A 23,178-nucleotide genomic window follows, 5' to 3' on the forward strand; every position below is an offset into this window, starting at 1 on the left:
GAGATAAGGTGAATAATAAACAACAAAACGCCCGCTAAGTAAGCAGACGTTTTATGAGAGAGGGGGAGGGCGCTTTCAAATAAACCATTCCCGTCCCGTGTACATATTTGTGGCTGCTAGCTATGTGCGTTCACGGTCACGATTCTTTCCTCTTAAACCCGTTAGCCCGATCAATCCAAAGAGACCAATCCAGCCCCAGTTAAAAGGCCTGTTACCTGTTGTTGCGTAGGTTCTGAGATGGGTCGGGTTCGAACCCGTTCCATATCCTTGAGTACCCATATCGCGATTGCCATCGGTCAATAGAGCACCATCTTGCGGAACAGAATGATCCATAGTTGCACTGTGATTAGCTCCTGTAGTACTTGTAACTTCAGCAACTGCAGTGAAGCAGAACAACATGGAGACACAGGCTAATATGAAGTAAATCGAAATCATTTTTTTCATTCCAATACACCCTCGCTTTCGACTAGTAGATTTAGACAACATTGTTTTCCCCTTACTTTAAGGGAATTATTCATCCTGAAAGAAAAATCACAAAAAAAAACACCAAACCTTAATGCTGCTTAGGTTTGGTGCTTCTCCAGATCCCTTATTTAAACCAACCTTTTTCCTTGAATCGCACGATAGCTTCAATCCTGTTGCTCACATTCAATTTATCCAAGATGACCGAAATGTAATTTCTAACGGTTCCAGTTGTAATATATAGCTCACCGGCTATTTCCTTCGTGTTTTTACCATCGGCGATCAAACCGAGAACTTCCTGTTCTCTTTCGGTCAATGGATTCTCTTCACCATAAGCATCATCCACAAGCTCGGAGGCAAAGATTCGCCGTCCCATCATAACACTTCGAATAGAATCAGCAAGCTCTTCGATTGGACTGTCTTTTAACAAATACCCGCGCACACCGCCTTTGAGTGCTCTCTCGAAATAACCGGTTCTTGCGAATGTTGTAAGAATGATGACTTTACAATCGAGTTTTTTTAGCTCCTCTGCTGCTTCGAGACCGCTTTTTACCGGCATTTCGATATCCATCAAGCAAATATCAGGCTTGAGACGATGAACAAGCTCAATGGCTTCCTCGCCGTTTGCCGCTTTTCCTACGATCTCCATATCCGGTTCCAGATTAAGCAGGGAGGCAAGAGCGCCAAGCAACATCCGTTGATCCTCGGCAATGACGATACGTATCATATTTTGGCCTCCTCCAAGGGCTGTTTGACAGCATTCGGCACCTTCATGACGATGGTGAAACCGTTCTCCGAACTAATTTCCATGCTTCCATTAACGAACTCGAGCCTTTCTTTCATGCCTCGCAATCCATTTCCTCTTACATATCCGGTAGCCTTATTCATTCCTACACCGTTATCAGTCACGGTTATGACCACATCGGCACGGTTGGATTCTATGTTAACGGAGCATATGGAAGCACCGCTATGTTTTACGACATTCGTTACTGCTTCCTTCAGGCACATCCCTAACACGTTATCGTTCAGTAAGGAAATATCAGTCAGCTTAGGATCGCCTTCTAGAATAAATTCAATTTGCGCAGCCTTCAAGATTTGTTGAATTCGGAACATCTCATCCTCGAGCCGCATTCCCCGCATGTGGGTCACCATCTCCCGGACCTCTTTTAACGCAGTTCTAGCCGTTTGACGTAATTCATCGAGCTCTACAAGCGCCTTATCCGGCTGTAACTTCATTAGCTTTCTTGCCAAATCCGTCTTTAGCCCGATGAGAGAGAGCTTCTGTCCGAGGGTATCATGCAAATCGCGAGCAATCCGCTGACGTTCCTCGAGCTTGACCAAGTCAGAAATTCGCTTGTTCGCATCCTCAAGCTGTCCCTGTAGTTCCTCGCGTCTATTGCGATTAAAAGTATTAAGCGGGAGCAGAATCACCGCGATTAAGCTAATTAGCACGAATGGGAATTGCGTGACCAATAAGGCGTTTTTGGTGACGAAGCCATAATTGATCGTTGCAATAGAGCTGACTAATTGGATGGTATACAGCGTGTAGAAACCTGGCCGACTTCGGATATTACCTATAAAAAAAGCGAGAAACAGCGAAAAATATACGTAGCCGAAAACGACCGTCATTGCTAATGAAATCCCGATCTGCATGCTAGTCCAGAAATACACCTGCCAGCCTCTGGAGATGAAGGACAACACATAACAGATGAAGAAAACAAGAATCATCGATATGCCTATCACGACTTGCTGCATCGATGAGGACCGGAATATAAAATAAAAAGGAAGGATACAGAAGACGACCCATACATACGGGCTGAGTCCCGTATTCTTATGAAATGTCTGATACCATTTTTGGATGGCTGTTCCCTCCTTGCTATGTCTTTGCTTTGTATTCTATTGTATCACAATTGCTGGTTATGAATTTATTTGCTGTCCATTGCAGGACGGATAGACGGTTTCGATTGCTCTTGCTGTTGCTTAAGTTTGCGAAGGGTTTGCTTAATTTCCCGGAAGCTGACAAACTTTTTATTCTCCTCATCCCATAGGCGGAAGTTGAGGGATTTCAGGCTCGTGCGAATGTCGATTGTCGTCGCCATCTGTAAGGGAGGTGTCGCGTTATGAGCCTTTTCAAGTTGATAGTTCGGCACTCTAGGATTCAAGTGATGCACGTGATGAAATCCAATATTACCGGTGATCCATTGCAGCACCTTTGGAAGCTTGTAGTAGGAGCTGCCGTCGACTGCTGCTTTTACATAGCTCCATTCTTCTTGATTCTCGAAATACGAATCCTCGAATTGATGTTGTACATAGAACAACCAGATGCCTGCTAACCCGGAAAAGAAAAAGACAGTGCCCTGAACCATTAGAAATGCTTGCCAGCCAATCGCCCAACAGAGCAATGTGTACAATCCGACTAGCGAAACGTTGGTAATATAAGTATTGATCCGTTCCCGGCGTCTTACGTCTCTGCGGTTGAAACGGTAATCAATCAAGAATATAAAGATCGGTCCGATCCCGAACATGACTAACGGATTGCGATAGAAACGATAAGCGATGCGGCGCCAGAGCGAAGCGGAAGTGTATTCATTGACCGTCATAATCCACATATCGCCAATACCTCGTTTGTCGAGATTGCTGCTGGAGGCATGATGGATGGAGTGAGTAGCTCTCCACTGATGATAAGGCACCAACGTCAATACACCTGTTATGGTCCCAATAATTTCGTTAGCAAGTTTACTTTTGAAAAAGGATTGGTGACAGCAATCATGGAAGATGATGAAGGTCCGGATCACAAATCCGGCTGTTACTACCGCTATTGGCAGTGTAAGCCAATAAGATACAGACAAACTATAGTAAGCTGCCATCCAGAGCAGTACCAATGGTAACAGCGTATTGATTAGCTGTTTGACACTTGTGCTTACATTCTGTTTCTCGAAGGGGGCTACGTCCTTTTTCAGTTGCATTTCTTTGGCTTTCGACATAATTTGGGTTCCTCCTCAGATGAGACGCCGGAATATTGAATCCGATCGTCATAGAGCTTGTATGTTACCTCTATTGTAGGGCACTCGTTGGATAGCAGGTAGTCATAAACGTATGAACCTGTATATGACAAATGTCATGTATGGGTAGTTGAACAGCCGCAAAAAAAAGGCATACCGTCAAGCTGGATGCTTGATAGTATGCCTTTATTTGGGAAAAATATTTACGATCTGTTAACTCATCAACTGCTTTGCTTCCATATATAGGACTTGAATAAATTTTTTTGTGTTTAACCGAACACCGGATTGTTTGGGGTCGATGTCTTTTTCAATTTCAATCATTTTTTTGCGAACTTCTGTGAAATCGAAAAATTTGGAGGCGTAATTTTCAAATTTGGCATTGGAATAATCGGTCAAACCGAGTGAAGCCAAATGGTTCAATGCTTGATAAATAACGCGGCGCACCCTTTGTTCTGCTGCTTTCATTTCTTTTTTTAATATTTCCTGAGAGGCTCCCTCTCCTAATTTCCTTACGGCTATCAGCTCAAAAAGAAGCTGGAGGGAAGGGAAGCCTTGTTTCATGGCGCTCTCTTTTTCTTGTGCGTCTAATTCCTCCAGCATGTCTATCAGGTCTTTGCAGCCAGCCTCGCCTATCATACCCAGCTCGGATAATAGAAAATTGCCCGGAGTATGAATGTTTTTTACAGCAGCAGGATGGTTGACCGTTTCTCTTCCTTGACCAATGCCTAAACCCGCTAACGATCGTTGGATCTCTTGAATCGAGTTTTGCAGCTTCATCCGTTCGATGACCTTCTGAATCACTCCGATCACTTCCAATCGGTTGATTGGCTTCGTAATATAATATTCAATACCGAGTGAGTAGGCGCTCCCAACCATGTCCTTAGATTCAACTTGCGAGATCATAATGATCTTACCAAGGAATGTCTCAGCAATGAGGCGAACCGTTTCGATGCCATCCCGAAGGGGCATTAACAAATCGATAAGTAGAATATCTACTTCTTTGGTTGCCAACAAGGGGCTGTTCACATAATATCCGTCCACTGCTTCGCCTGCAATTTCGCCCAAATCCCCATCTTCAATGATTTGTGCCAACATCGAACGAATCGCCGGATCGTCGTCCGTTATAAAAAAACGCATATGATGTCATCCTTTGTTATTGCTGATTAGATTGTAAATCGGAAGTCGAAGGGTGAAGGTCGTCCCGGTTTCCCCGGTACTGCAACTGCGAAAGCTTATCTCACCATGCAGACGTTCCGCCAATTCTTTTACATAATATAACCCTATGCCAGTTGACGGATTCCCCGACACATCATATTTCGTTGTAAACCCGGGTTCGAACAGAGCTTTGTGAATCTTTGGAGATATCCCCGGACCGTTATCATGAACCTCGAACAGGAGGAAGTCTTCTGCACGATGAGCGGAGATTGTAATGGTACCCCTGGCAGTGATTGATTCTACCGCATTGACGACCAAATTATTTAGAAGCGACAGTATGGTATTAACAGGATATAAAGGATGCGTTCCGTTGATAGATAGCTGGAACTCAACCGACTTGCCTAACATTTGGGCATATTTCTGGTTCGTTTTTACCACTACTTCACCTAGTTCATGAATGGGCATGACATCGGTTACGCTCTCACTGGAAATTATGTTAGAAATACCTGCATAGATGCGTTGGTGATCCTTCTTGATTTCATGAATTTGCCCGGCAATTTGCAGCGCGCTTCTGGCCAACTGTTCGCCATCCGTCAAAGAGGGTTCTTCTTTTAATCGTTGGTATAAAGCATAACTGTCTCTTGTAATCCGCTCCGCATCCTGCTGTGTTTTTTTTAATTGAATCGATTCCTCGTACAAGTGGGAAATGAGGACTAGCATTTGTTCATACTGCTGTTTCTGCTGCAGCTCCGCCAATTGTTGTTCTCGATGCTTCAGAAGGGTGAACAAGCCAACGACACAAAAACTGCGAAATATTGCGACCAATACGACTCCGTTAATTTCAGATGCTGTAGTAGCATCAACGTAAGCTGGATGACGCAACTGCAATTCCACGAGGTTGGCTGCGATTTCCGTGATAATCGCTAGTACTCCCATAACGATCGGTCGATGCTGAAATCGATAAATTCGTAACCAATAAAAGAGTAAGGTGTATGTCAAATAGTAGAAAAAAGCGGAGTAATGGATTTGTAATGCCTGGATAAAATATGTCTGATCGTGAAAGATCAAGTCTTCAATTATGCGAAAAAATACGACCGAAAAGGCTGTAATCGTTCCGAATAGCAGGGCATGAACATGACGATTCCACAGCAAAAAAAAGAAAAATGCCGGAGTAGCCAAACTAAAGCGAAAATTACTGTAGAACGGGTAAAACTTGAATTCTCCTGCAAAAGATACCACAACTACCATAAGAAGCAAGATCATTATCTTTTGTTTCAATGAACAGACCATCCCTTGCTTTTTGGTTACTATAACGCAATTTATAAAAATGTATACGTTTTTTGGTTGTAATTTCGAAAAAAAATGTAGGATTTTATAGATTTTGATAGGTGCCATTATAAGATCTGTTTATAGCGTGGTCAATCTGAAGAAAGCGCTTTAAAAATGGGCGAGGTGAAAATATGAAAAAATTCGGCTTGGCTATACAAGTATTAATCGGTTTAACGCTTGGGATCATCATTGGAGCTATTTTTTATGGAAACCCTTTGATTGCTGCCTATTTGCAACCTTTCGGTGATGTATTTATCCGGTTAATTAAAATGATCGTTGTACCCATTGTGATTTCATCGCTGATTGTTGGTGTAGCAGGTGTGGGCGATATTAAGAAGCTCGGGAGGCTTGGCGGTAAAACTCTGCTTTATTTTGAAATCATAACGGCTGTCGCGATCATAGTTGGATTGCTTATGGCAAATATATTTCAGCCAGGTGCAGGACTTGACCAGGAGCAACTCATCAAAACTGACATCACCAAGTACGTCAATACGGCGGAAACTGTAAGCAGCCATGGGTTTGCTGATACATTCGTCCATATTGTACCGAGCAATATCTTTGAATCATTGGCTAGCGGAAATATGCTGGCAATCATCTTTTTTTCCATTATGTTTGCTTTGGGCGTTGCTGCAATTGGAGAAAAGGGGAAGCCGGTCATCGATTTCTTCCAAGGTGTTTCGGATTCGATGTTCTGGGTCACCAATCAAATTATGAAATTTGCTCCAATCGGTGTATTTGCGTTAATCGGTGTCACAGTATCGAAATTCGGGATTTCCTCGCTCATACCGCTTGGAAAATTGATTTTGACGGTGTACGGAGCCATGTTCTTCTTTATCTTCGTTGTGTTCGCTCTTATTGCGAAGATGGCGGGAACTAGTATTATCACGATGATCCGAATATTGAAGGATGAGCTTGTTCTAGCATATTCGACAGCGAGTTCAGAAACGGTACTGCCGAAGCTGATGCAAAAGATGGAGAAATTCGGTTGCCCAAAAGCAATAACCTCTTTCGTCATTCCGACAGGATATTCGTTTAATCTGGACGGTTCAACGTTGTATCAAGCAATTGCTGCACTATTCATTGCACAAATGTATGGAATTGATTTATCGATCATGAAGCAAATCACACTCGTGCTCGTGTTGATGGTAACGTCCAAGGGCATCGCAGGCGTACCTGGCGTTTCCTTCGTTGTCCTGCTTGCTACGCTTGGTTCCGTTGGTATTCCAGTTGAAGGGCTTGCAATTATTGCCGGTATTGACCGCATTCTCGATATGGCCCGTACGGTAGTGAACGTGCTCGGCAATGGATTAGCCGCAATCGTCATGTCCAAGATGGAAGGCCAATATGATAAAGCCCGTGCTAAACAATATTTGAAATCCATTGATGAATTGAAAAATGCGGCATGATGACGTTTCTTGTATTTGTTGAAATAGAAAATTTGGTTGTACTAAGGAGAAAAATAAATCCATGTCAATAGCTAGCGGTGCAAGCACGTATATGATTTATAGGTTGGAGATTGAGAAGGAACAGGTCTTGTTTGGCAATATCGCCATGATTATTGAAAGCGGTGGGGGAGATATTGTAGGGATTGATATTATTTCCTCCAACCGTTCACATACGGTTCGAGACATTACCGTGAACGTGAGTGATCTCATTAATAGTGAACGGATCAATGAAGCTTTGCAGAGATTGGAAGGCGTCAATGTCATTCATGTGTCGGATCGCACGTTTCTCGTTCATCTGGGCGGGAAGATTGAAATCCAGTCCAAGATTCCTGTTAAAAATCGCGATGATTTGTCACGGGTTTATACGCCAGGCGTTGCCCGAGTCTGTATGGCGATTGCCGAGAAGCCGGACAACTCTTACACCTTAACGATCAAGCGCAATATGGTTGCTGTCATTTCCGACGGTACAGCCGTACTCGGACTTGGGGATATTGGCCCAGAGGCTGCCATGCCGGTTATGGAAGGTAAGGCAATGCTTTTTAAAGAATTTGCCGGTGTGGATGCATTCCCGTTATGCCTGAATACAAAAGACCCGGAGGAGATTATTCGCATCGTAAAAGCGATCGCACCGGCTTTTGGCGGGATTAACCTGGAGGATATTTCATCGCCGCGCTGTTTTGAGATTGAAGAGCGCTTGAAACAGGAGTTAGATATCCCCGTATTTCATGACGATCAGCACGGAACTGCAGTTGTCCTGCTTGCAGGCTTGTTGAACGCGCTCAAAATTACGGGGAAACGGCTGGAGGAATGTAAAGTCGTAATTAGTGGCATTGGTGCCGCAGGTATCGCCTGCAGCAAAATTCTGCTTTCCGCTGGCGTAGGTAATTTAATCGGGGTTGATCGGCAGGGCGCGATTCACCGCAATAAGGACTATGACAATCCGCATTGGAATGCTTACGCTCAAATGACGAATCCAGATGGCATCAGCGGCACGCTTTCGGATGTGATCGAGGGCGCCGATGTGTTTATCGGGGTATCGGCCCCGGGTATTTTGCAAGTGGACGATGTGCGCAAGATGGCTAAGGATCCAATCGTGTTTGCCATGGCCAACCCGGTTCCAGAAATCGATCCAGAGCTTGCCAAGCCATATGTCAGGATCATGGCGACGGGCAGGTCAGACAAGCCTAATCAAATTAACAACGTACTTTGCTTTCCAGGTATGTTCCGTGGTGCTCTGGATTGCCGGGCACGCGAGATCAACGAGGCCATGAAGTTAGCAGCCGCTCATGCGATTGCGTCTGTCGTTCGTGATGATGAATTATCAGAAACGTACATTATTCCAAGTGTATTCAACAATAAAGTCGTCGAAAAAGTAAGAGAAGCGGTCATTCAGGCAGCATATCGGACTGGCGTCGCTAGGAAAAACATGCGGGAGTTCCAATCGGAAGATATAGACCCGACATAAGGAGAACAAGTCAGTTTGGAACACCTAGCTTGGCTGGAAAACAGTTTGTTCGGCAAGGAAGGAGACCGCGCTCAGCGCGGTCTTTTTTCAGGTGGATTCCAATTCGGCTAAGGTGTTGTGCCAATCCTGTTCGGTGCCGTGCGTGATTTGCGTTTGGAACGTATCGTCGTTACTGCTCGCGGAATGGTCGGGCTCTGCCTCAATCAGTTGTTCCAATAGACGTTTTTTGTAATAGATCAAGTGGTTCACATTTTCCCAGATCGTATTGGCGGCTTCACCGGAAGGACGCCAGCCGGCTTGGGCCGCAGTCAGACCATTCAAAGCATCTTTTAAAGGCGGGTACCAGTCTTCCTTGTCGTAAGCGTGTGCCCAACCCCGCAGCAGCAAATCCATACTTTTCATCATGTTTCCTCCTTGTACGTCGAATGATACAATAATAAGTGTAACCATCATTTGTGTGTTTGGTGGTTACAAGACGATTTTACCACGGTTCGTTAAAAGAATTCAATCCTATTTTGGAGGTAGTTTTTTTGGAGTCGTTAGCTTTGCAATTTATAAATAGCGAGTGGAGCGATTGGCGGGGTTCGGGCCGCAAGGAAGACCGCTTGGATCGTCCCGGCTGGTTGGAAGCGTTCTTCGCGGAATGGAAGCTTGAAGCCCCAATCCCGCCGGAACCGGAACACCGTATGGCCCTAGGCGAAATGCGCAGCAGGCTGCGTTCCATTACGGAAATGTTGCGTGAAGGCCGCCTTCCTGAGCAAGCAGACATCGATTATTTGAATAGAGCGATGGAGCAGATCCCTTCTTATCCGCAATTGACGGAGGGAGCAGACGGTTTCCGCCTGGATAGGAAAGTCTCTGCCGTAGGATGGCCTTCCATCCTTGGGTTGATCGCTCTTTCCTTCACAGAGCTTCTTGTCCATGAGGATTATCGGCGGATCAAAATATGCGAAAATATCGATTGCAGATGTGTGTATTTTGACGGGAGCCGCAGCCGTACGGCACGTTGGTGTAGCGATACGGAGTGCGGCAACCTTATGAAGGTACGCAACTTCCGCAAGCGGAAAAAAGATTTAGGATTGAACTGAACGGGCCGGGGACATACAATGAATTAGTAACAGGAATCCAATCTAATTCGTCAACCACGGGGGTACGTTCATGAGCAAGCGAAATTTTTCAATGGCCCGATACTGGGAAAACCAAGTTGTAAACCGGCTACCTCAGATGTCGTTTACGGGCAGTAACCAATCGGACTGGAAGCGTTGGCAGGAGGAGGCATATCCCAAATTTCTAGAGCTGCTTGGAGAGTTTCCTGCTAAAGTCGAATTGAACGCAGAGACAGAATATTCCGTCGAGGATGGAGACTTGATCCGGGAGCGGGTCGTCTTCGATTCTGAAGCGTTTATGTCAGTACCCTGTCAAGTGCTGCGCCCAAAAACGATGAAAGCCGACGGCAAGAATGCAGCCATCATCTGCAGCCACGGGCACGGAAAGTATGGCAAAGATCCGGTGGCGGGGATGAGAAAGAACCAAGATCATGAACGGGAAATCCAAGCCGCGAACTATAACTACGCCGAACAAATGGCCAGGGCGGGATTCCTGACGATATCCCCCGACTTAAGAGGATTCGGTGAGCGCCGGGACGGGTACGACCCTTTTCCAGGTCGGGATGCCTGCAACGTCAATTTTATTAAAGGGGCGATGTTGGGCCTTTTTACGTTGACACTGAATATTTGGGACATCAAATGCTGTGTTGACTACTTAGAAACGAGACCGGAGGTTGACTCCAATCGTATTGGAATGATGGGATTAAGCCAGGGTGGTACGATGACCGCCTTTGCAGCCGCAGCCGAAAAACGGATCAAGGCCGCAGATATTATCGCTTATGTGAACCCGTGGGAAGAATTCGGCATCAAGCGTGCCAATTTCTGTGGATCACAGATGGTTCCGGACATTTACAAATACTTCGATACGCATGACATCGCCGGATTGATTGCCCCGCGTCCACTGCTCTTGGAGATGGGAATTTATGACGAGTGCTTTTATATTCAGGACATGCTGAAAGGGTATGAAGGTGTGAGTAATATTTATAAGGCGGCCGGGGCTGAGGAAAACCTGCATGCGGATATTCATCCTGGGAAGCATGCTTTTGCGGGGAATAAAGCATTTGATTTCTTCAAAGCGAACCTTTGAGAAGATGAGGGAACTTACTAGGTTCATGGATACATAGTGAGATGGAAAGACTTATAAAGAAAAAGTATCTACTATTATGTGGCTGCCTTGGAAATAAGCAAATTGAACAAGTTGATTCAAAAAAGCGCAAGCCGGAAACATCACGGTACGTGCTTTTTTGGTTTGTACTATTATTTAATTTTCAAAACCAACTATTGCCCTTACCTTCATTTACTTGTGCACATATATTAATCCAGGGAAGATGTAGGAGGTAGATTAAGTGAAAAAGGTTAAGTACAAGATGGGTAAATTAGGAAAATATAATTTCATGAAAAGATTTAATGCTATAAACGCTTTCCTTCCTGATACTCGAAAAGCCACTAAATCCAATATAAAAACAATGATAGGCTTATATGAATCACTTTACTTAAAACCGGATGAGGGAACAGGAGGAAAAGGGATCTTTAAATTAACAAAAACCAATAACGGATATTCGTTAAGAAGCGGGACTGCCTCTAAATTTTTCAATTCAATTGACGCTTTATACAGTTCGTTTCATGTATTATTCACTAAAAATAAGTATGTTGTTCAAAAAGGTATTGATTTGTTAAAACATAACAATCGAACATTTGATATCAGAGTTATGGTACAAAAGGACAAAAATAAAATATTGATCCCGACAGGTATTATTGGTAGGTTAGCGAAGCCTAAAAAAATAGTAACAAATTATCATTCTGGAGGCACTCCTTTACCCGTAGACATGTTACTTAAATCACGTCTTAAAGGAGACATAAGGAGAAAATATATTCAAAGAATTGAGATATTAGGGAAAGAAGCAAGCAAAGTCCTTGGTAGAAGTTATAGAAGTAAGGGAGCTTTCGGTGTTGATATAGCGATTGACTCTACAATGAAGCCATGGATTCTGGAGATTAATACTGAACCTGATAGGAGTATTTTTAATACTCTGAAGGACAAAACGATGTACAGAAGGATTCTGAAATACTCAAAAATAAAAGGATGAGCGTATTAAGAGAAATATAAATGCTTTTAATCCGGCTAAGCGGGTCAAGTAATAATCACATTCATCATCGATAGAATTGTTCGCAGAAATACAAATCAGAAGCAGGGCATCCTTCTCATGTACGAGCAGGATGCTCTGCTTTTTTGCTGGGCATACAACCATCCGAGCATCGCATTAAAAGACATTACCCCATAAGAACAGGGAGAGAAACTAGGTCTTATTAACTTATTTATGATCGTATATGGAAATCAAATACAATTTTGAGACTTTTGTAGGATTTTACTTGCTGAGAAGTACATATCAAAATGAAGCATGTATAATCGGTTCATGTGGACTCTTATTTTGTTCGACATGTTGAAGGAGGGACAATGAACACAATCATTCAGTATCGCAATACAATCCGGAATTGGCTAGAGGACATTTACGATAAGGGAAATAACTTGATTAAGAAGCATCCGTACCTTGTCAAAGCATATATCCTGTTGTTGTGGGCAGCGCTGCTGTGGTTTGTCATTAGCCTTTTGTTTTTCGAGGGTTCGCGTAAAATGTTGGTCCAGTCATTGTGGACGTTTTATTTACTCATTCAATTTTGGCTGCTGTCCAGGAGCAAGACGCTAACTTGGAAACAGTTTATGGTTTTCTTTTTTTGCGGTGCCTATGTGGTCGTTCCGCTAACAAACATTTCGATTGAACTGATTCATTGGATATTTGGAGGCCGGACCAGCGATGCGTGGAGTATGGCTGTAACCACGCCGATCGTCGAGGAAATTTTGAAGCTGCTTCCGCTCTTGGGCTACTTGTTCTTTTCCCGAAGAGCCAGTACGCTTAGTTTAACCGACTATATGTTGATTGGGGCAGCCTCAGGAGCCGGGTTTCAGTTTATGGAGGAAATGGTTCGACGCTGGACTTCAGGCAGAAGCCTTCCATACGGGCACACGATGTTCGGACAAACGATCCATTGGGAATTTTTTGATTTATTTCCAGGGTATTTTGAAGAGGAATTGTTTAAAGGGCTGATGATGACTGGTCATGCTGTTTTTACGGCTGTGGTTGCGCTAGGCTTGGGAATCGCTGTAAGATGCCTGCGTAAGTACATGAATGGTTACAGTTATGCATTTCCAACTTTTTTGCTCCTATGGGCTATTCTCTCTCATGCCGTATGGAATGGGGGAGGCAGACTGCCGGATTGGATGGATACCGTTAACGATTGGTTGGGCAGCGGGTATTGGGCGGAACCTCTTCTCTTAGCCATGTTATTATTCGCTACCATACATGACTATTGGACCATCAACAAAGTAAGAGGGCAGCTTCCTATGCGCAAGGGTGAGAGATGGCTTCAGCCGTTTTCGGAGCTTGAGGCGATTGTCAGGGCTTTACTGTCAGACAGAGGCCGATTCGGTAGTTACATGTCTTTCTTTCGAGAACGAAGAGAGACAGGATTTACGCTCCTGTATGGAAACACAGAGGCGGTAGAACGTCTGCCCCAGATCCGGGAACGGTTAGCGCAGTATGCGAAGCCGCTAGCTCTTGGACTTCTCTTCGTCATTTTTGTGGTTGGTATGGTTGATGCAGCACTTATAAAGGGAGCACAAGAAGCCTGCTTCGCTTGCCAGTTTGATCAGTTGCAGAGCTGGTGGGACCGATTGGAATGGTACGAGCAGGGAGCTCTGATACTGGGAGCTATTGCGATTGCCATGCTCTTTGTTCAGTTCATGCCGGCTGTAGGATTCGGCCTCACGCTCTCGGGGATTGCGGCAAGCGGCCATGAGATTGCCGGAACCATCCGCAATCCATCCAGACTGCTATCGCCGTCAACAGCTATCTCACTTGGGACGGAGCTCTTGCTGAACCGTATTCCTTTTGGCAGATTACTGAAATTTAAGAAGCCTGTGATGACCCACCCAGGAGGTACACCGGATGCCCGGGGAGATACCGGTGGGATCGGAAGCGGAGGTTCGAGCGGCAGAGATCATGCGGACGACTTCAGCGGAGGTACATCCGGTAGAGGTGAAAGCAGTAGTGCCGATAGCGGCAGCAGAGGGGATGGAAGTAATGCCGGAGCTGACGGATCGAGCGGTAACTCCGGTAAGAACGGCAACGGGAACAGCAACGGGAACGGGAACGGCAACGGCAACGGCAACGGCAATGACGGTAACGATGGAAGAAACAACGGCAACGATGGTGGCGATGATGACAGCGGTAATCATAACGATGGAAAAGACAATGGTGACAGTGGGAATAAAGACGGAGAAGAAGACAATGCTTCTAATAGCGAACAACAAAATGTAGCCGATCCTGAGTTAAAGCAGCAGATGCTGGATTCGCCTTCCAGCGAGAAGTGGGGGACGCTTCCGGACGGGACGAATCAGGGGATTAAGCATTTTGCAGATTACTGGAGGGATAACCCTAAGCGGATTCCTTCCCTCGCCCAAAGACTTGGCGTGGCCCCAGAGGACTTCGAGCTGTCGGTTCAAGGTTTTGAACAATTTACAAATCAGGTTGAAAGAGTCATTCAACAAGGCATCCACCGCAATGTAGACGGCAAGGATATCTATTTCATTGAGGGAGCACAAAAGGCTAAAAAGGGAGTCGTCGTCATCGTCAGAGACGGGAAGTTTCAGTCCATGATGCCAAGCGATCCTAATTCCTTCAACAAGCTGCAGTAATGAAACGAGAAAAGGCAGGAGGTAAAACAGGTGATACAGATGGAGCTCTTACATTTAATAACAGATGGTTATGAAAGAACCGCCCAATTCGCAGCTCACGACAATAAAACGATCTGGTGCCATTTCCTGCAGCATGATGAGTATTTGAACTCGGGAGAGGAGTCGCAAAAACTTCGTACTGGGGAACGGGTAAACGGCCGGCTGTCGATACAATGGGTGACGGATTGTAAGAAAGTTGACGATGAATCACAGCCCGGCTATCGTCAGCCGTTGGCGAATTCCTCTCATATTGAAGCTGTAGGACGGGTGATCGAGGTTGAGGATGAGTATGAGTGTATTTGTGATTTCGGTTTTTTAGGTAAAGCCATTAGCGTGGAATTTGAAGTGCCTGTCGATGTAAAGGAAGGGGATCTGATTCTAATCGAGGGTAGCCTGGAATGGGAACCGAATGAGGAAGAATCATCGGAGTAATTCATTATTAAAACTGAAAAATCCTGTATCCATCGAATCCCCCTTTCGGTTGTTGGAACAAAATTAATCAGGCATAACTACTAGTCAGTCAAATTCCTGTACTTGTTTATAAAAAGCCGCTTAATTGTGGCTTTTTATATTTTTACGAGAGGCTCTTTTCGTAAGAATTGTTGCTAATTGAGAAGACAAGAGATTAACTCTTGTCGAGACTCCGAATGAATGTAGTGACATTGCCCAAACAACAGGTTCCTTGTGGGTTATTAACCTCACACCCACAACGATTAGCTTGAACTTGTTCTCTTATATGGTCAATTGGATGTTGATTCTCCTGAACAGCTTGTATTAAGCGTTCTCTTGTCCATCCAAAGCAGTAGCAAACAGGTCCATCCAACGCACCGTCTTTTTGGAACACCGAGACTTTAAGCATATCTTTGCCAAATGTCTGCACACCGCTAAAATATACAACCTCGCATGACGAATTCGTGCAAAAAGCGTAAGTCAAGTCAGGCTGAATGGTTTCTAACGCTGTTGGTTGAAGTAATGCCTTGAGCGTAATCAATTGAATACTTTTGCACTTTTGATGACAAACAGGGCATTGAGTAGGTGTTGTTGGCTTTTCGGTGGATGTTTGACAACAGCTATCCATTTATTATCACTCCTTATGCAGTTTTGAATGTGCGAACAGGTGTAAAATTGGCTTTCTTACACGCATCCAACACCATTTTGTACCGCTGCGCGTGTTCTTCTTATTATTTTGCCAAGCTGCTAGCTGATTGTTTTTCTTTCCACATCATCGTAATGACAAGACCCATAAACATAATGACAGCGGCAAAGAGATACGGATAGTTGATGTTTACATCAAATAGTATACCGCCTAACGCGGGCCCGACGATATTGCCCAAGCTTGTATATGTTGAGTTCATTCCAGCGATAAATCCTTGTTCTTTTTCGGCCGTTTTTGATAAATAGGTCGTTAATGCTGGTCGCAGCAAGTCAAATGCGAGAAAGATGAAGCAAGTTACTAGTAAAATGGCTAAATAGCTGGAGATCATGGTGGATACTACCGCAAAAAATACGCCAGCAATTAAGCATATCTGGATGAGTTTCTTTTCACCAAGTGTATCTACCATTTTACCAAACATAAACACCTGAACTACAACCCCGAAGATTGCGCTTATTGTAATAATGGTTGCAATATCTTTTGGAGTGAAACCAAATTTATGATCTGAAAACAGACTAAATACTGTTTCATATGCTGATAAACCAAAGGCCAGCACAAACACAATAATAAAGGCAATAATGTATTGTGGATGAAGCGATCGTTTAAGATCAGTTACAAAGCTGGTACCTTTTTTGAGCTGAGTGATTTCCAAAAGCTCCTGTTTGGTTAGTGGCTCTTTTAAAATAAATAGGGATGAAATACATGTTATTAATGCGAAGCCAGCAGCAAAGTAGAATGGGGCACGCACACCCAGCTCAGCAATAAAACCTCCGATACCTGGGCCAATAATAAAACCGATACTAATAGCAGCAGAAATATAACCCATGGCTTTGGGCCTTTCCTCTACTGAGGTAATATCTGCAACAAAAGCAGTTACGCCTGGCATAATAAAAGCACCACTAATGCCACCTAGAATTCTAGATAAATAAAGAACGGATACGTGTGTGCCTAATCCAAAGATCACCTCTGATATACTGAAGAGGAATAAGCCGATTACGATCATTTTCTTTCTGCCAAAAGTGTCAATCCATCGTCCTGCAAGGGGAGACATGAGTAATTGTGCAAATGCAAAGGCCGCCATGAGATAACCCATCGTTTGGCCTGATAGATGCATAATATTCATAAAGGATGGCATAACAGGGACGATAAGTCCGACTCCTAGAAAAACAATGAATATATTACTTAGTAGAATGAGTAAGACTGTTTTTTGTTCTTTCAATAGTTTCTTCATGATGCAATACCTCTCTATATAAAATCATAGCTGTGAAATACCTCTCCAAAAAACAGTCCATGAGGCATTTAATTTATCATTTAAACGTTTTTCATTATTCCCATATGCAAGCTCTAACATGATTGAATCAACTACACCTAAGAAGGCAAGAGTAGGGATGAAGGCTTCATCTTCCATGATGGCTTTGGCATCGATCCAATCTTGAAATTTGCTTTCTATTACAGTTTGAATCTTTATTTCCGTATCGATTACTTCCTCATTAATCGCTGTTGCCAGATGGAGCGGTGGAAAAAAAGACATGCGCAGCCAAAATTTTAACTGCTCGCTCTGTTGAAACAAATCAATGACCAATTGCAGATATCCAAATAAATCCGCTTTGGGATTTTGGGTATCCACTTTACTCAAATATTTTAGCTTCGATGAGATTTCTGCCTCTTTGGCATCTTGTAAAACTTGTAGAAATAGATCATCTTTCCCTTTGAAATGAGCATAGAGAGACTGTTTTTTCATACCTACATTGTCGGCAATTTGAGAAAGAGATGCTCCCTCATACCCATGAATTGTGAAAAATTTTAAAGCGATGTCTTTAATTTCTTTACTTTTCAATAAAATCACCCCTATATTAACGAACGTTCGTCAGTTATTTTATCAAATTTAATTTTTTTATGCAATGTAAATTGCTTTCAGTGAGCAAGCTGCTCGCAACAATTTGGACTATCTGTAATGGGAAGTTAAGTAGCAGAATAAAAACCTAATTATCAAGCGCTAATGTTTATATAAGCCAGAAAACAAAAGCCGCTTCCATACAATCCACCCGAATTACTCGATCAGGATGTTCATTGTATGGAAGCGGCGTGTTCTTCACGACCTTTAAGTTGTTATGGTCAGATATATGGGAAGGCGGTTTTAGCTACCCATTAACCATTATAGAGCAACGTTCAGCTGCGGCAATTATCCGTTGTGCTGACTCATCGGATTGGACTCGCGATCGTAGTGCTTGGTTCTGTGCAATATTCCGTATTATATATGTTATTAATTCTGCTTCCTAATATTGTTATCGATCGGTTTGAGTTGACTCCGAGTCAGACCGGTTTAATGTTTCTTCCAATATCGATGTGCATTGTTATCGGAAGCTTGATCGGCGGACGTGTTCAAGAGCATATTGAAACGAAAAGGCTTCTTCTGGTAATGGGAATACTTCATATGCTGACCGTGTTTTTGATTGCAATTGCCGGGGCGATGTCGAAGTCCGACTGAATGGTCGGGCTTTTTGCGCTTTACTGATCGCCAAAGGGAACTTTAACATTGCTACTAATTCTTGTAAAATAAAGAATTATGACAACAATTAACTTTACCGTTATGCCGCCTCCCCACGCTTTAAGCCAGGATATCGAATGCCTGCGAATCGCGACACACACAGGAAATCAGCCACTCGAGGTTAAGGTGTGTCCGAGCGGTTACCCGGGCATCGTGTTTCAGCTTGCTGCTGATGGAACTGCCGCGATTGAAAGTATTGCAATCCGTTCTGCACAAACATCAAATATTCCTATTTTGTTTCTTCATGGACAAGGGTCTGAACCAAGCATCATGCGCTTTAGAGGCACACCATATACTACGATTCAGGTGGTATTTAAGCCCCACGCTCTGTATAGCGTGTTTGGTTGGGACGCGTCTGTTCTTAACCAAGGCCTAATGGTTTCTGATCAATTTGGCGCGGTGGAGCTGGAGCAACAACTCCTGTCTGTGAACTCGATTGAGGAATGGGTTTCTTTGATCAATTACTTCGTAATGGAGAAAATGAAACAGACAAATAAGCGGGACGAGCTCATTGAGTTGACGCTGGATTATATTCGTGATCATATCGCGAGTATCTCAGTGAAGGAGCTGTTAGCTGTTGTTCATCTTTCTGAGCGGCAATTCCAGAAGCGCTTCGCCCGTGTCGTTGGTATGCCGACAAACTTATTCATAAGGGTAAGACGCGTAAATGAAGCATTACGGATGATGCACTCAGGGCAGTACGAAAAATTGTCCGATGTCGCCTATGCGCTGAACTATTACGATCAGTCTCATTTTATACGCGATATGAAGTTGTTCTCTTGGGTAAGCCCGAAACATATAGCAATGAAGGTCAGTGAATTTCATAGTGACCTGGCCGGGTCTTCATATTTGTAGAAAAGGACGGTTTCGTCCAATTTTATGTCAACCATTTCGGGTAAGATCAGGTTATTCCACTAGGAAATAACACTTACCAAGGAGTGATTTGGCATGAGCAAAATTAAAATGTTGAACCGGATATCGATTGATGGTTACTTTGCTAGCCCGAATGAAGCAAATTTTGGTATGGATTGGTTTATCCATGACTCGGAGGTTGACAAGGCAGCGCATGTGATCGGCGGCAAAATGCACACGCTTATCCTGGGAGGCACGACTTATCGAGGTTTTGAACGTTACTGGGTGCCCATTCTGAATAATCCCAATGCGCCCAAGGAGATGAAGGCTATAGCGGAAGAGTTAACCGATATGACCAAGGTCGTGTTCTCAAGGAAATTGTATGCATCAGATTGGAGCAATACCATAATTTATAATGATAATTTGATAGAAGTCGTTCAACAATTAAAACAAGACAGCAGTTGTGATATTCTTCTGCTTGGTAGTGGCTCCATCGTACAGCAGCTTGCTGGAAAAGGTTTAATTGATGAGTATATCTTCATTGTCACTCCCGTTGTAGCAGGCGAAGGCAAGCCTTTATTTAAGGATGTCAAGCAGTTTGAGCTTACTCTGGTAGAGGCCATAACGTTCGACTCCGGAAACGTCGTGCTTCATTACGAGCTTACGAAGTAGGAATGTTTCGCGCCTTACCAACACAATTCCGTTCACTAGCATATTAATTTGGTATTTGGGTAGTGAAACAAACCAATGCGAGGGAGCGCATGGCTTGCCAAATCTAACCCACACTGAGTGCAACCCGGTAAGCATAACAGGTCAGGAATGGCGATTTGCCATTCCTGACCTTTTGGCATTTCCAAGGTTTAAGAAGTAAGCTTTTCCTTTGTGATCTAAAGACCCAGCTGCAAAGATTGATACAGCAGAAAATCCATTCATCAAGGCGTAAAGGAAGTCGACGATCTAAGGACGAACAATTTCTCAGGATTTCTACATGGGTTTTTGATTTTATTGAAGGGAATGCTAAGCTCAATTTATCGGCAAAAATATCCGAAAAAACAAGGAGGTGATGCCCCATGACAACGAACAATAAACCCAATAGATTAGCCAAGGAAAAGTCACCTTACTTGTTACAACATGCTTATAACCCAGTAGAATGGTTTCCTTGGTCAGAAAAAAAGCTTTTAACAAAGCTAAGCAGGAAAACAAACCTATCTTCTTATCTATCGGTTATAGCACTTGCCATTGATGGCATGTAATACTGGAATACTTTCACCAATATGAAGAAAATGGTATAATTATGGTGGAAAATGTCGGTTTCACTAAAACAATGTAATTAGTGGCGGGGGTATGGGTGTGAAGCTAAAAAAAGTGGTGATTAATAAGTATAAAAGCTTTTTACATGAACAAGAGGTTGATATTGACGAGGCAATTACCAGAGTTGTAGGTAAGAATGAATCAGGAAAGACATCACTTTTAGAGGCTCTTGCAAAATTTAATTATTTTGAAAATGTACCATCATTCAAGTTCGATGATTCATTTGATTTTCCAAAGAATGAATGGAAAATTTATCAAAAAAATGGATTGGAGGATATTGAGGTTGTAAAGTGTACATTTCAACTAGATGATGCAATATTAAAGGAAATAGAATCTGATATTGGTAAAGATGTTTTTACAAGTAAAGAATTTTCTTATAGTGTTAGATATAAAGGTACTAACAATTTTTATGGAGTACTTACAAATGAAAAAAAATACATAGCTTATTTACTAGGTAAATTCGAATTGGAAGAAGAAACTGTTACTTCATTAACAAAAGCCACAACAGTTAAGCAACTAATAGAACTTTGCAATAACATTGAAGGAACCGCTGAAATATTGGAACATTTACAACTGAAAATAGTGAGATTTGCTTTTGATTGGGATAATTTACTCAGTGGTTATGTTGCATTTAAATATCTAAAAAAACGAATGCCAAAATTCTGGTATTTTGATGAGTATTTTACCATACCTTCTCGTATCAGTATTAATAAAATGAAGAATGAAATCATAGATTCAGAATTTTCTCTTGAAGAGTTAAACACAGCTAAAGCACTTTTCGAATTAGCCAATATTAATCTAGAAGAGTTAAGTGATGCTGACAGTTTCGAATCTTTTATTTCTGAATTAGAAGCAACGTCAAATGCAATTACTGATGAGTTTCTAGAATATTGGACAACAAATAGTAACCTTGAAATTAAGTTTGAGATTGAACAATTAATTGAAAAGAATTCTAACAATAATACAATTATAAGAGAAGACAAACTTTTAAACATACGAATTCGGAATACAAAACACAGAGTATCTTTACCATTGAAAAATAGAAGTAAGGGTTTCATTTGGTTCTTTTCGTTTCTTGTTTGGTTCAGCAAAATCCAAAATAAGGGGTCTAATCAATATATTCTCTTACTAGATGAGCCAGGACTAAATCTTCATGCTTCAGCACAAAGAGACTTACTTAGGTTCATAGAAGAAAAGCTTGCTTCTGAATATCAAGTAATTTACACGACACATTCTCCGTTTATGATTGATTCAAGTAAGTTACATCAAGTTAGAACAGTTTTTGATTCAATGGATCCGAAAAAGGGAAGTTATATCTCAGATGCAATTGAGGAAAAGGACTCTGATACATTATTCCCACTGCAAGCAGCATTAGGTTATGATATTGCACAAAATTTATATGTTTCTAAAAACAATTTATTGGTTGAAGGGCCTGCAGACTTATTGTATTTTACAGTTATGACAGGGGTCCTTGAATCTGTTGGCCGAACGGGATTGAAGAATGATATAACTATTGTACCGGTTGGAGGTTTGGATAAAGTAGCTACATTTATATCTCTACTAAGGGGTAGTAAATTAAATGTCGTTTGCTTATTAGATACTTTCACCGACCAAAAAGGAAAGCAGAAGGTAGAAAGCTTGATCATGCATCAAATAATCAAAGAAAAAAATATAAGATTCTTCGATGAATTTTCCACTATACAAGGCAACTACTCTGATGTTGAGGATTTATTTGAAAAGGAAGAATACATTAATTGGTTTAACCTTGCTTTTACTGAGTATGAGGATTTACAACTTGTTCAGTTGGATTCTAAAATAAATCAGATTATTCCTCAGGTCAACAAAGCTATTGGTAAATCAAGATACAATCATTATCGTCCAGCTTATAAACTCACGCAGATGGGTTTAAGCGCAACAGATTTTTCTCCTGCTACATTAGATAGATTTGAGAATATGTTTAAAGAAGTAAATAAACTATTTTAACAAACTGAAACTTCTAGACGAAAAAATAAATTCATCGTCTAGTTTTATGCTTTTAAATATCAGAAAATTCTGACATTTTCCATTTACAGTTCATAGCATATTAGATTAATATTCATGTGTGGCTATTAAAAAGGGAAAATAACGGAGGTTTTTTAAAATGACTAAAAACACAAAAACCAATACTCAAACTTTGGAAGTTACGGAACCGAATGCAGCAGCAGTTACCGCTGTCACTAGGGAAAAGGTCGAAGAACAGACAAAAGTGGAAAAAGCAAATAAGCGCAAGAATGGTAAACAAGTTGATTGGTACGTTAAAGGTGAACTTAAACAAGCGTTTCCTTCCATTAAAGCGGCCGCTACCTTCTTTAAAGAAACGATGGAATTGAAGACGAAGCCTTTCACGCCCATCATGAAGTCGATTCGAGAGGACAAGGATTGGAATGATAATTCATTCAAATTTGCTGAGGTTAAAGAAACGTCTTCAACCGAGGAAAAAGTTGAGGAGAAACAAGGTGCTTAATTGTGTTTCAAGAAGGCTCGCTGATGCGGGTCTTATTTTTTTGTCTTTCTTCGGA

General features: G+C 42.5%; 22 protein-coding genes and 1 pseudogene. 13 read left to right on the forward strand and 10 right to left on the reverse strand.

The window, feature by feature from the left end:
- Nucleotides 1-120: 120 nt before the first annotated feature.
- The 6 genes from AC58QD_RS04590 to AC58QD_RS04615 form a co-directional block, all read right to left on the reverse strand.
- The gene (locus AC58QD_RS04590) at nt 121-444 is read right to left on the reverse strand and encodes a WGxxGxxG family protein (RefSeq protein ID WP_497330497.1); all 324 of its coding nucleotides are present in this window, start codon (nt 442-444) and stop codon (nt 121-123) included.
- Nucleotides 445-589: 145 nt separating this feature from the next.
- Complete coding sequence (locus tag AC58QD_RS04595) at nt 590-1,189, reverse strand: response regulator (RefSeq protein WP_497330499.1); 600 nt, start codon at nt 1,187-1,189, stop codon at nt 590-592.
- Nucleotides 1,186-2,322 (reverse strand): sensor histidine kinase, encoded by a 1,137-nt coding sequence (locus AC58QD_RS04600; protein ID WP_497331395.1) that lies wholly within the window; start codon nt 2,320-2,322, stop codon nt 1,186-1,188. Before AC58QD_RS04600 ends, AC58QD_RS04595 begins: the two co-directional genes overlap by 4 nt.
- 65 nt (nt 2,323-2,387) lie before the next feature.
- On the reverse strand, nt 2,388-3,446 hold the full coding sequence (gene desA / locus AC58QD_RS04605; protein ID WP_497330501.1) for a Delta(5) desaturase DesA: 1,059 nt from the start codon (nt 3,444-3,446) through the stop codon (nt 2,388-2,390).
- A gap of 231 nt (nt 3,447-3,677) precedes the next feature.
- Nucleotides 3,678-4,601: a response regulator gene (locus AC58QD_RS04610; RefSeq protein ID WP_497330503.1), complete on the reverse strand. Its 924-nt coding sequence runs from the start codon at nt 4,599-4,601 to the stop codon at nt 3,678-3,680.
- A gap of 6 nt (nt 4,602-4,607) precedes the next feature.
- Nucleotides 4,608-5,897: a sensor histidine kinase gene (locus AC58QD_RS04615; RefSeq protein ID WP_497330505.1), complete on the reverse strand. Its 1,290-nt coding sequence runs from the start codon at nt 5,895-5,897 to the stop codon at nt 4,608-4,610.
- 182 nt (nt 5,898-6,079) lie between these two features.
- On the opposite strand from AC58QD_RS04615, the gene AC58QD_RS04620 reads away from it, so the two are divergent.
- Together AC58QD_RS04620 and AC58QD_RS04625 are read left to right on the forward strand one after the other, a co-directional pair.
- Nucleotides 6,080-7,354 (forward strand): cation:dicarboxylate symporter family transporter, encoded by a 1,275-nt coding sequence (locus AC58QD_RS04620; protein ID WP_497330507.1) that lies wholly within the window; start codon nt 6,080-6,082, stop codon nt 7,352-7,354.
- Between the two features lie 61 nt (nt 7,355-7,415).
- A complete protein-coding gene (locus tag AC58QD_RS04625; RefSeq protein ID WP_497330509.1) occupies nt 7,416-8,858 on the forward strand; it encodes an NAD-dependent malic enzyme in 1,443 nt (480 codons plus the stop codon).
- An 87-nt stretch (nt 8,859-8,945) separates the two neighbouring features.
- Here AC58QD_RS04625 and AC58QD_RS04630 read toward each other — a convergent pair whose 3' ends face one another.
- Nucleotides 8,946-9,263 (reverse strand): DinB family protein, encoded by a 318-nt coding sequence (locus AC58QD_RS04630; RefSeq protein WP_497330511.1) that lies wholly within the window; start codon nt 9,261-9,263, stop codon nt 8,946-8,948.
- 125 nt (nt 9,264-9,388) lie between these two features.
- Between AC58QD_RS04630 and AC58QD_RS04635 the strand changes: the two genes are divergently transcribed.
- From AC58QD_RS04635 to AC58QD_RS04655, 5 genes are all read left to right on the forward strand, one after another.
- Complete coding sequence (locus AC58QD_RS04635) at nt 9,389-9,946, forward strand: CGNR zinc finger domain-containing protein (protein ID WP_497330513.1); 558 nt, start codon at nt 9,389-9,391, stop codon at nt 9,944-9,946.
- Nucleotides 9,947-10,016: 70 nt separating this feature from the next.
- The gene (locus AC58QD_RS04640) at nt 10,017-11,051 is read left to right on the forward strand and encodes an alpha/beta hydrolase family protein (RefSeq protein ID WP_497330515.1); all 1,035 of its coding nucleotides are present in this window, start codon (nt 10,017-10,019) and stop codon (nt 11,049-11,051) included.
- 259 nt (nt 11,052-11,310) lie between these two features.
- Entirely contained in the window at nt 11,311-12,051 is a 741-nt protein-coding gene (locus AC58QD_RS04645; RefSeq protein WP_497330517.1) for a YheC/YheD family protein, read from the forward strand.
- A 368-nt stretch (nt 12,052-12,419) separates the two neighbouring features.
- Nucleotides 12,420-14,717, forward strand: a complete 2,298-nt coding sequence (locus AC58QD_RS04650; RefSeq protein WP_497330519.1) for a PrsW family glutamic-type intramembrane protease — start codon at nt 12,420-12,422, stop codon at nt 14,715-14,717.
- A 30-nt stretch (nt 14,718-14,747) separates the two neighbouring features.
- Nucleotides 14,748-15,188: a hypothetical protein gene (locus AC58QD_RS04655; protein WP_497330521.1), complete on the forward strand. Its 441-nt coding sequence runs from the start codon at nt 14,748-14,750 to the stop codon at nt 15,186-15,188.
- Nucleotides 15,189-15,381: 193 nt separating this feature from the next.
- On the opposite strand, the gene AC58QD_RS04660 is transcribed toward AC58QD_RS04655, so the two are convergent.
- The 3 genes from AC58QD_RS04660 to AC58QD_RS04670 all read right to left on the reverse strand — a co-directional run bounded on the left by AC58QD_RS04660 (nt 15,382) and on the right by AC58QD_RS04670 (nt 17,746).
- Nucleotides 15,382-15,834 (reverse strand): putative iron-sulfur cluster-binding metallochaperone, encoded by a 453-nt coding sequence (locus AC58QD_RS04660; protein ID WP_497330523.1) that lies wholly within the window; start codon nt 15,832-15,834, stop codon nt 15,382-15,384.
- Nucleotides 15,835-15,937: 103 nt separating this feature from the next.
- Nucleotides 15,938-17,140 carry an MFS transporter gene (locus AC58QD_RS04665; protein ID WP_497330525.1) on the reverse strand — a complete coding sequence of 401 codons (1,203 nt, stop codon included), beginning with the start codon at nt 17,138-17,140 and terminating at the stop codon, nt 15,938-15,940.
- Between the two features lie 24 nt (nt 17,141-17,164).
- The gene (locus AC58QD_RS04670; RefSeq protein ID WP_497330527.1) at nt 17,165-17,746 is read right to left on the reverse strand and encodes a TetR/AcrR family transcriptional regulator; all 582 of its coding nucleotides are present in this window, start codon (nt 17,744-17,746) and stop codon (nt 17,165-17,167) included.
- 354 nt (nt 17,747-18,100) lie between these two features.
- On the opposite strand from AC58QD_RS04670, the gene AC58QD_RS04675 reads away from it, so the two are divergent.
- The 6 genes and pseudogenes from AC58QD_RS04675 (at nt 18,101) to AC58QD_RS04700 (ending at nt 23,123) form a co-directional block, all read left to right on the forward strand.
- Nucleotides 18,101-18,397 carry a hypothetical protein gene (locus AC58QD_RS04675; protein WP_497330529.1) on the forward strand — a complete coding sequence of 99 codons (297 nt, stop codon included), beginning with the start codon at nt 18,101-18,103 and terminating at the stop codon, nt 18,395-18,397.
- 78 nt (nt 18,398-18,475) lie between these two features.
- Nucleotides 18,476-19,312 (forward strand): helix-turn-helix domain-containing protein, encoded by an 837-nt coding sequence (locus tag AC58QD_RS04680; protein ID WP_497330531.1) that lies wholly within the window; start codon nt 18,476-18,478, stop codon nt 19,310-19,312.
- Nucleotides 19,313-19,405: 93 nt separating this feature from the next.
- Nucleotides 19,406-19,981, forward strand: a complete 576-nt coding sequence (locus AC58QD_RS04685) for a dihydrofolate reductase family protein (protein WP_497330533.1) — start codon at nt 19,406-19,408, stop codon at nt 19,979-19,981.
- A gap of 398 nt (nt 19,982-20,379) precedes the next feature.
- Nucleotides 20,380-20,549, forward strand: a pseudogene (locus tag AC58QD_RS04690) (DUF255 domain-containing protein); the annotation flags it as partial.
- 110 nt (nt 20,550-20,659) lie between these two features.
- Entirely contained in the window at nt 20,660-22,603 is a 1,944-nt protein-coding gene (locus AC58QD_RS04695) for an AAA family ATPase (protein WP_497330535.1), read from the forward strand.
- Nucleotides 22,604-22,760: 157 nt separating this feature from the next.
- On the forward strand, nt 22,761-23,123 hold the full coding sequence (locus AC58QD_RS04700) for a hypothetical protein (protein WP_497330537.1): 363 nt from the start codon (nt 22,761-22,763) through the stop codon (nt 23,121-23,123).
- Nucleotides 23,124-23,178 lie beyond the last annotated feature (55 nt).

It is taken from the genome of Paenibacillus sp. J2R1T-4 (genome assembly GCF_059692235.1).

Coding starts and splice junctions, on each gene's coding strand:
- AC58QD_RS04590 (WP_497330497.1), bottom strand. CDS start 444: ATGAAAAAAATGATTTCGATTTACTTCATATTAGCCTGTGTCTCCATG.
- AC58QD_RS04595 (WP_497330499.1), bottom strand. CDS start 1,189: ATGATACGTATCGTCATTGCCGAGGATCAACGGATGTTGCTTGGCGCT.
- desA (WP_497330501.1), bottom strand. CDS start 3,446: ATGTCGAAAGCCAAAGAAATGCAACTGAAAAAGGACGTAGCCCCCTTC.
- AC58QD_RS04610 (WP_497330503.1), bottom strand. CDS start 4,601: ATGCGTTTTTTTATAACGGACGACGATCCGGCGATTCGTTCGATGTTG.
- AC58QD_RS04620 (WP_497330507.1), top strand. CDS start 6,080: ATGAAAAAATTCGGCTTGGCTATACAAGTATTAATCGGTTTAACGCTT.
- AC58QD_RS04625 (WP_497330509.1), top strand. CDS start 7,416: ATGTCAATAGCTAGCGGTGCAAGCACGTATATGATTTATAGGTTGGAG.
- AC58QD_RS04630 (WP_497330511.1), bottom strand. CDS start 9,263: ATGATGAAAAGTATGGATTTGCTGCTGCGGGGTTGGGCACACGCTTAC.
- AC58QD_RS04640 (WP_497330515.1), top strand. CDS start 10,017: ATGAGCAAGCGAAATTTTTCAATGGCCCGATACTGGGAAAACCAAGTT.
- AC58QD_RS04650 (WP_497330519.1), top strand. CDS start 12,420: ATGAACACAATCATTCAGTATCGCAATACAATCCGGAATTGGCTAGAG.
- AC58QD_RS04660 (WP_497330523.1), bottom strand. CDS start 15,834: ATGGATAGCTGTTGTCAAACATCCACCGAAAAGCCAACAACACCTACT.
- AC58QD_RS04665 (WP_497330525.1), bottom strand. CDS start 17,140: ATGAAGAAACTATTGAAAGAACAAAAAACAGTCTTACTCATTCTACTA.
- AC58QD_RS04680 (WP_497330531.1), top strand. CDS start 18,476: ATGACAACAATTAACTTTACCGTTATGCCGCCTCCCCACGCTTTAAGC.
- AC58QD_RS04685 (WP_497330533.1), top strand. CDS start 19,406: ATGAGCAAAATTAAAATGTTGAACCGGATATCGATTGATGGTTACTTT.
- AC58QD_RS04700 (WP_497330537.1), top strand. CDS start 22,761: ATGACTAAAAACACAAAAACCAATACTCAAACTTTGGAAGTTACGGAA.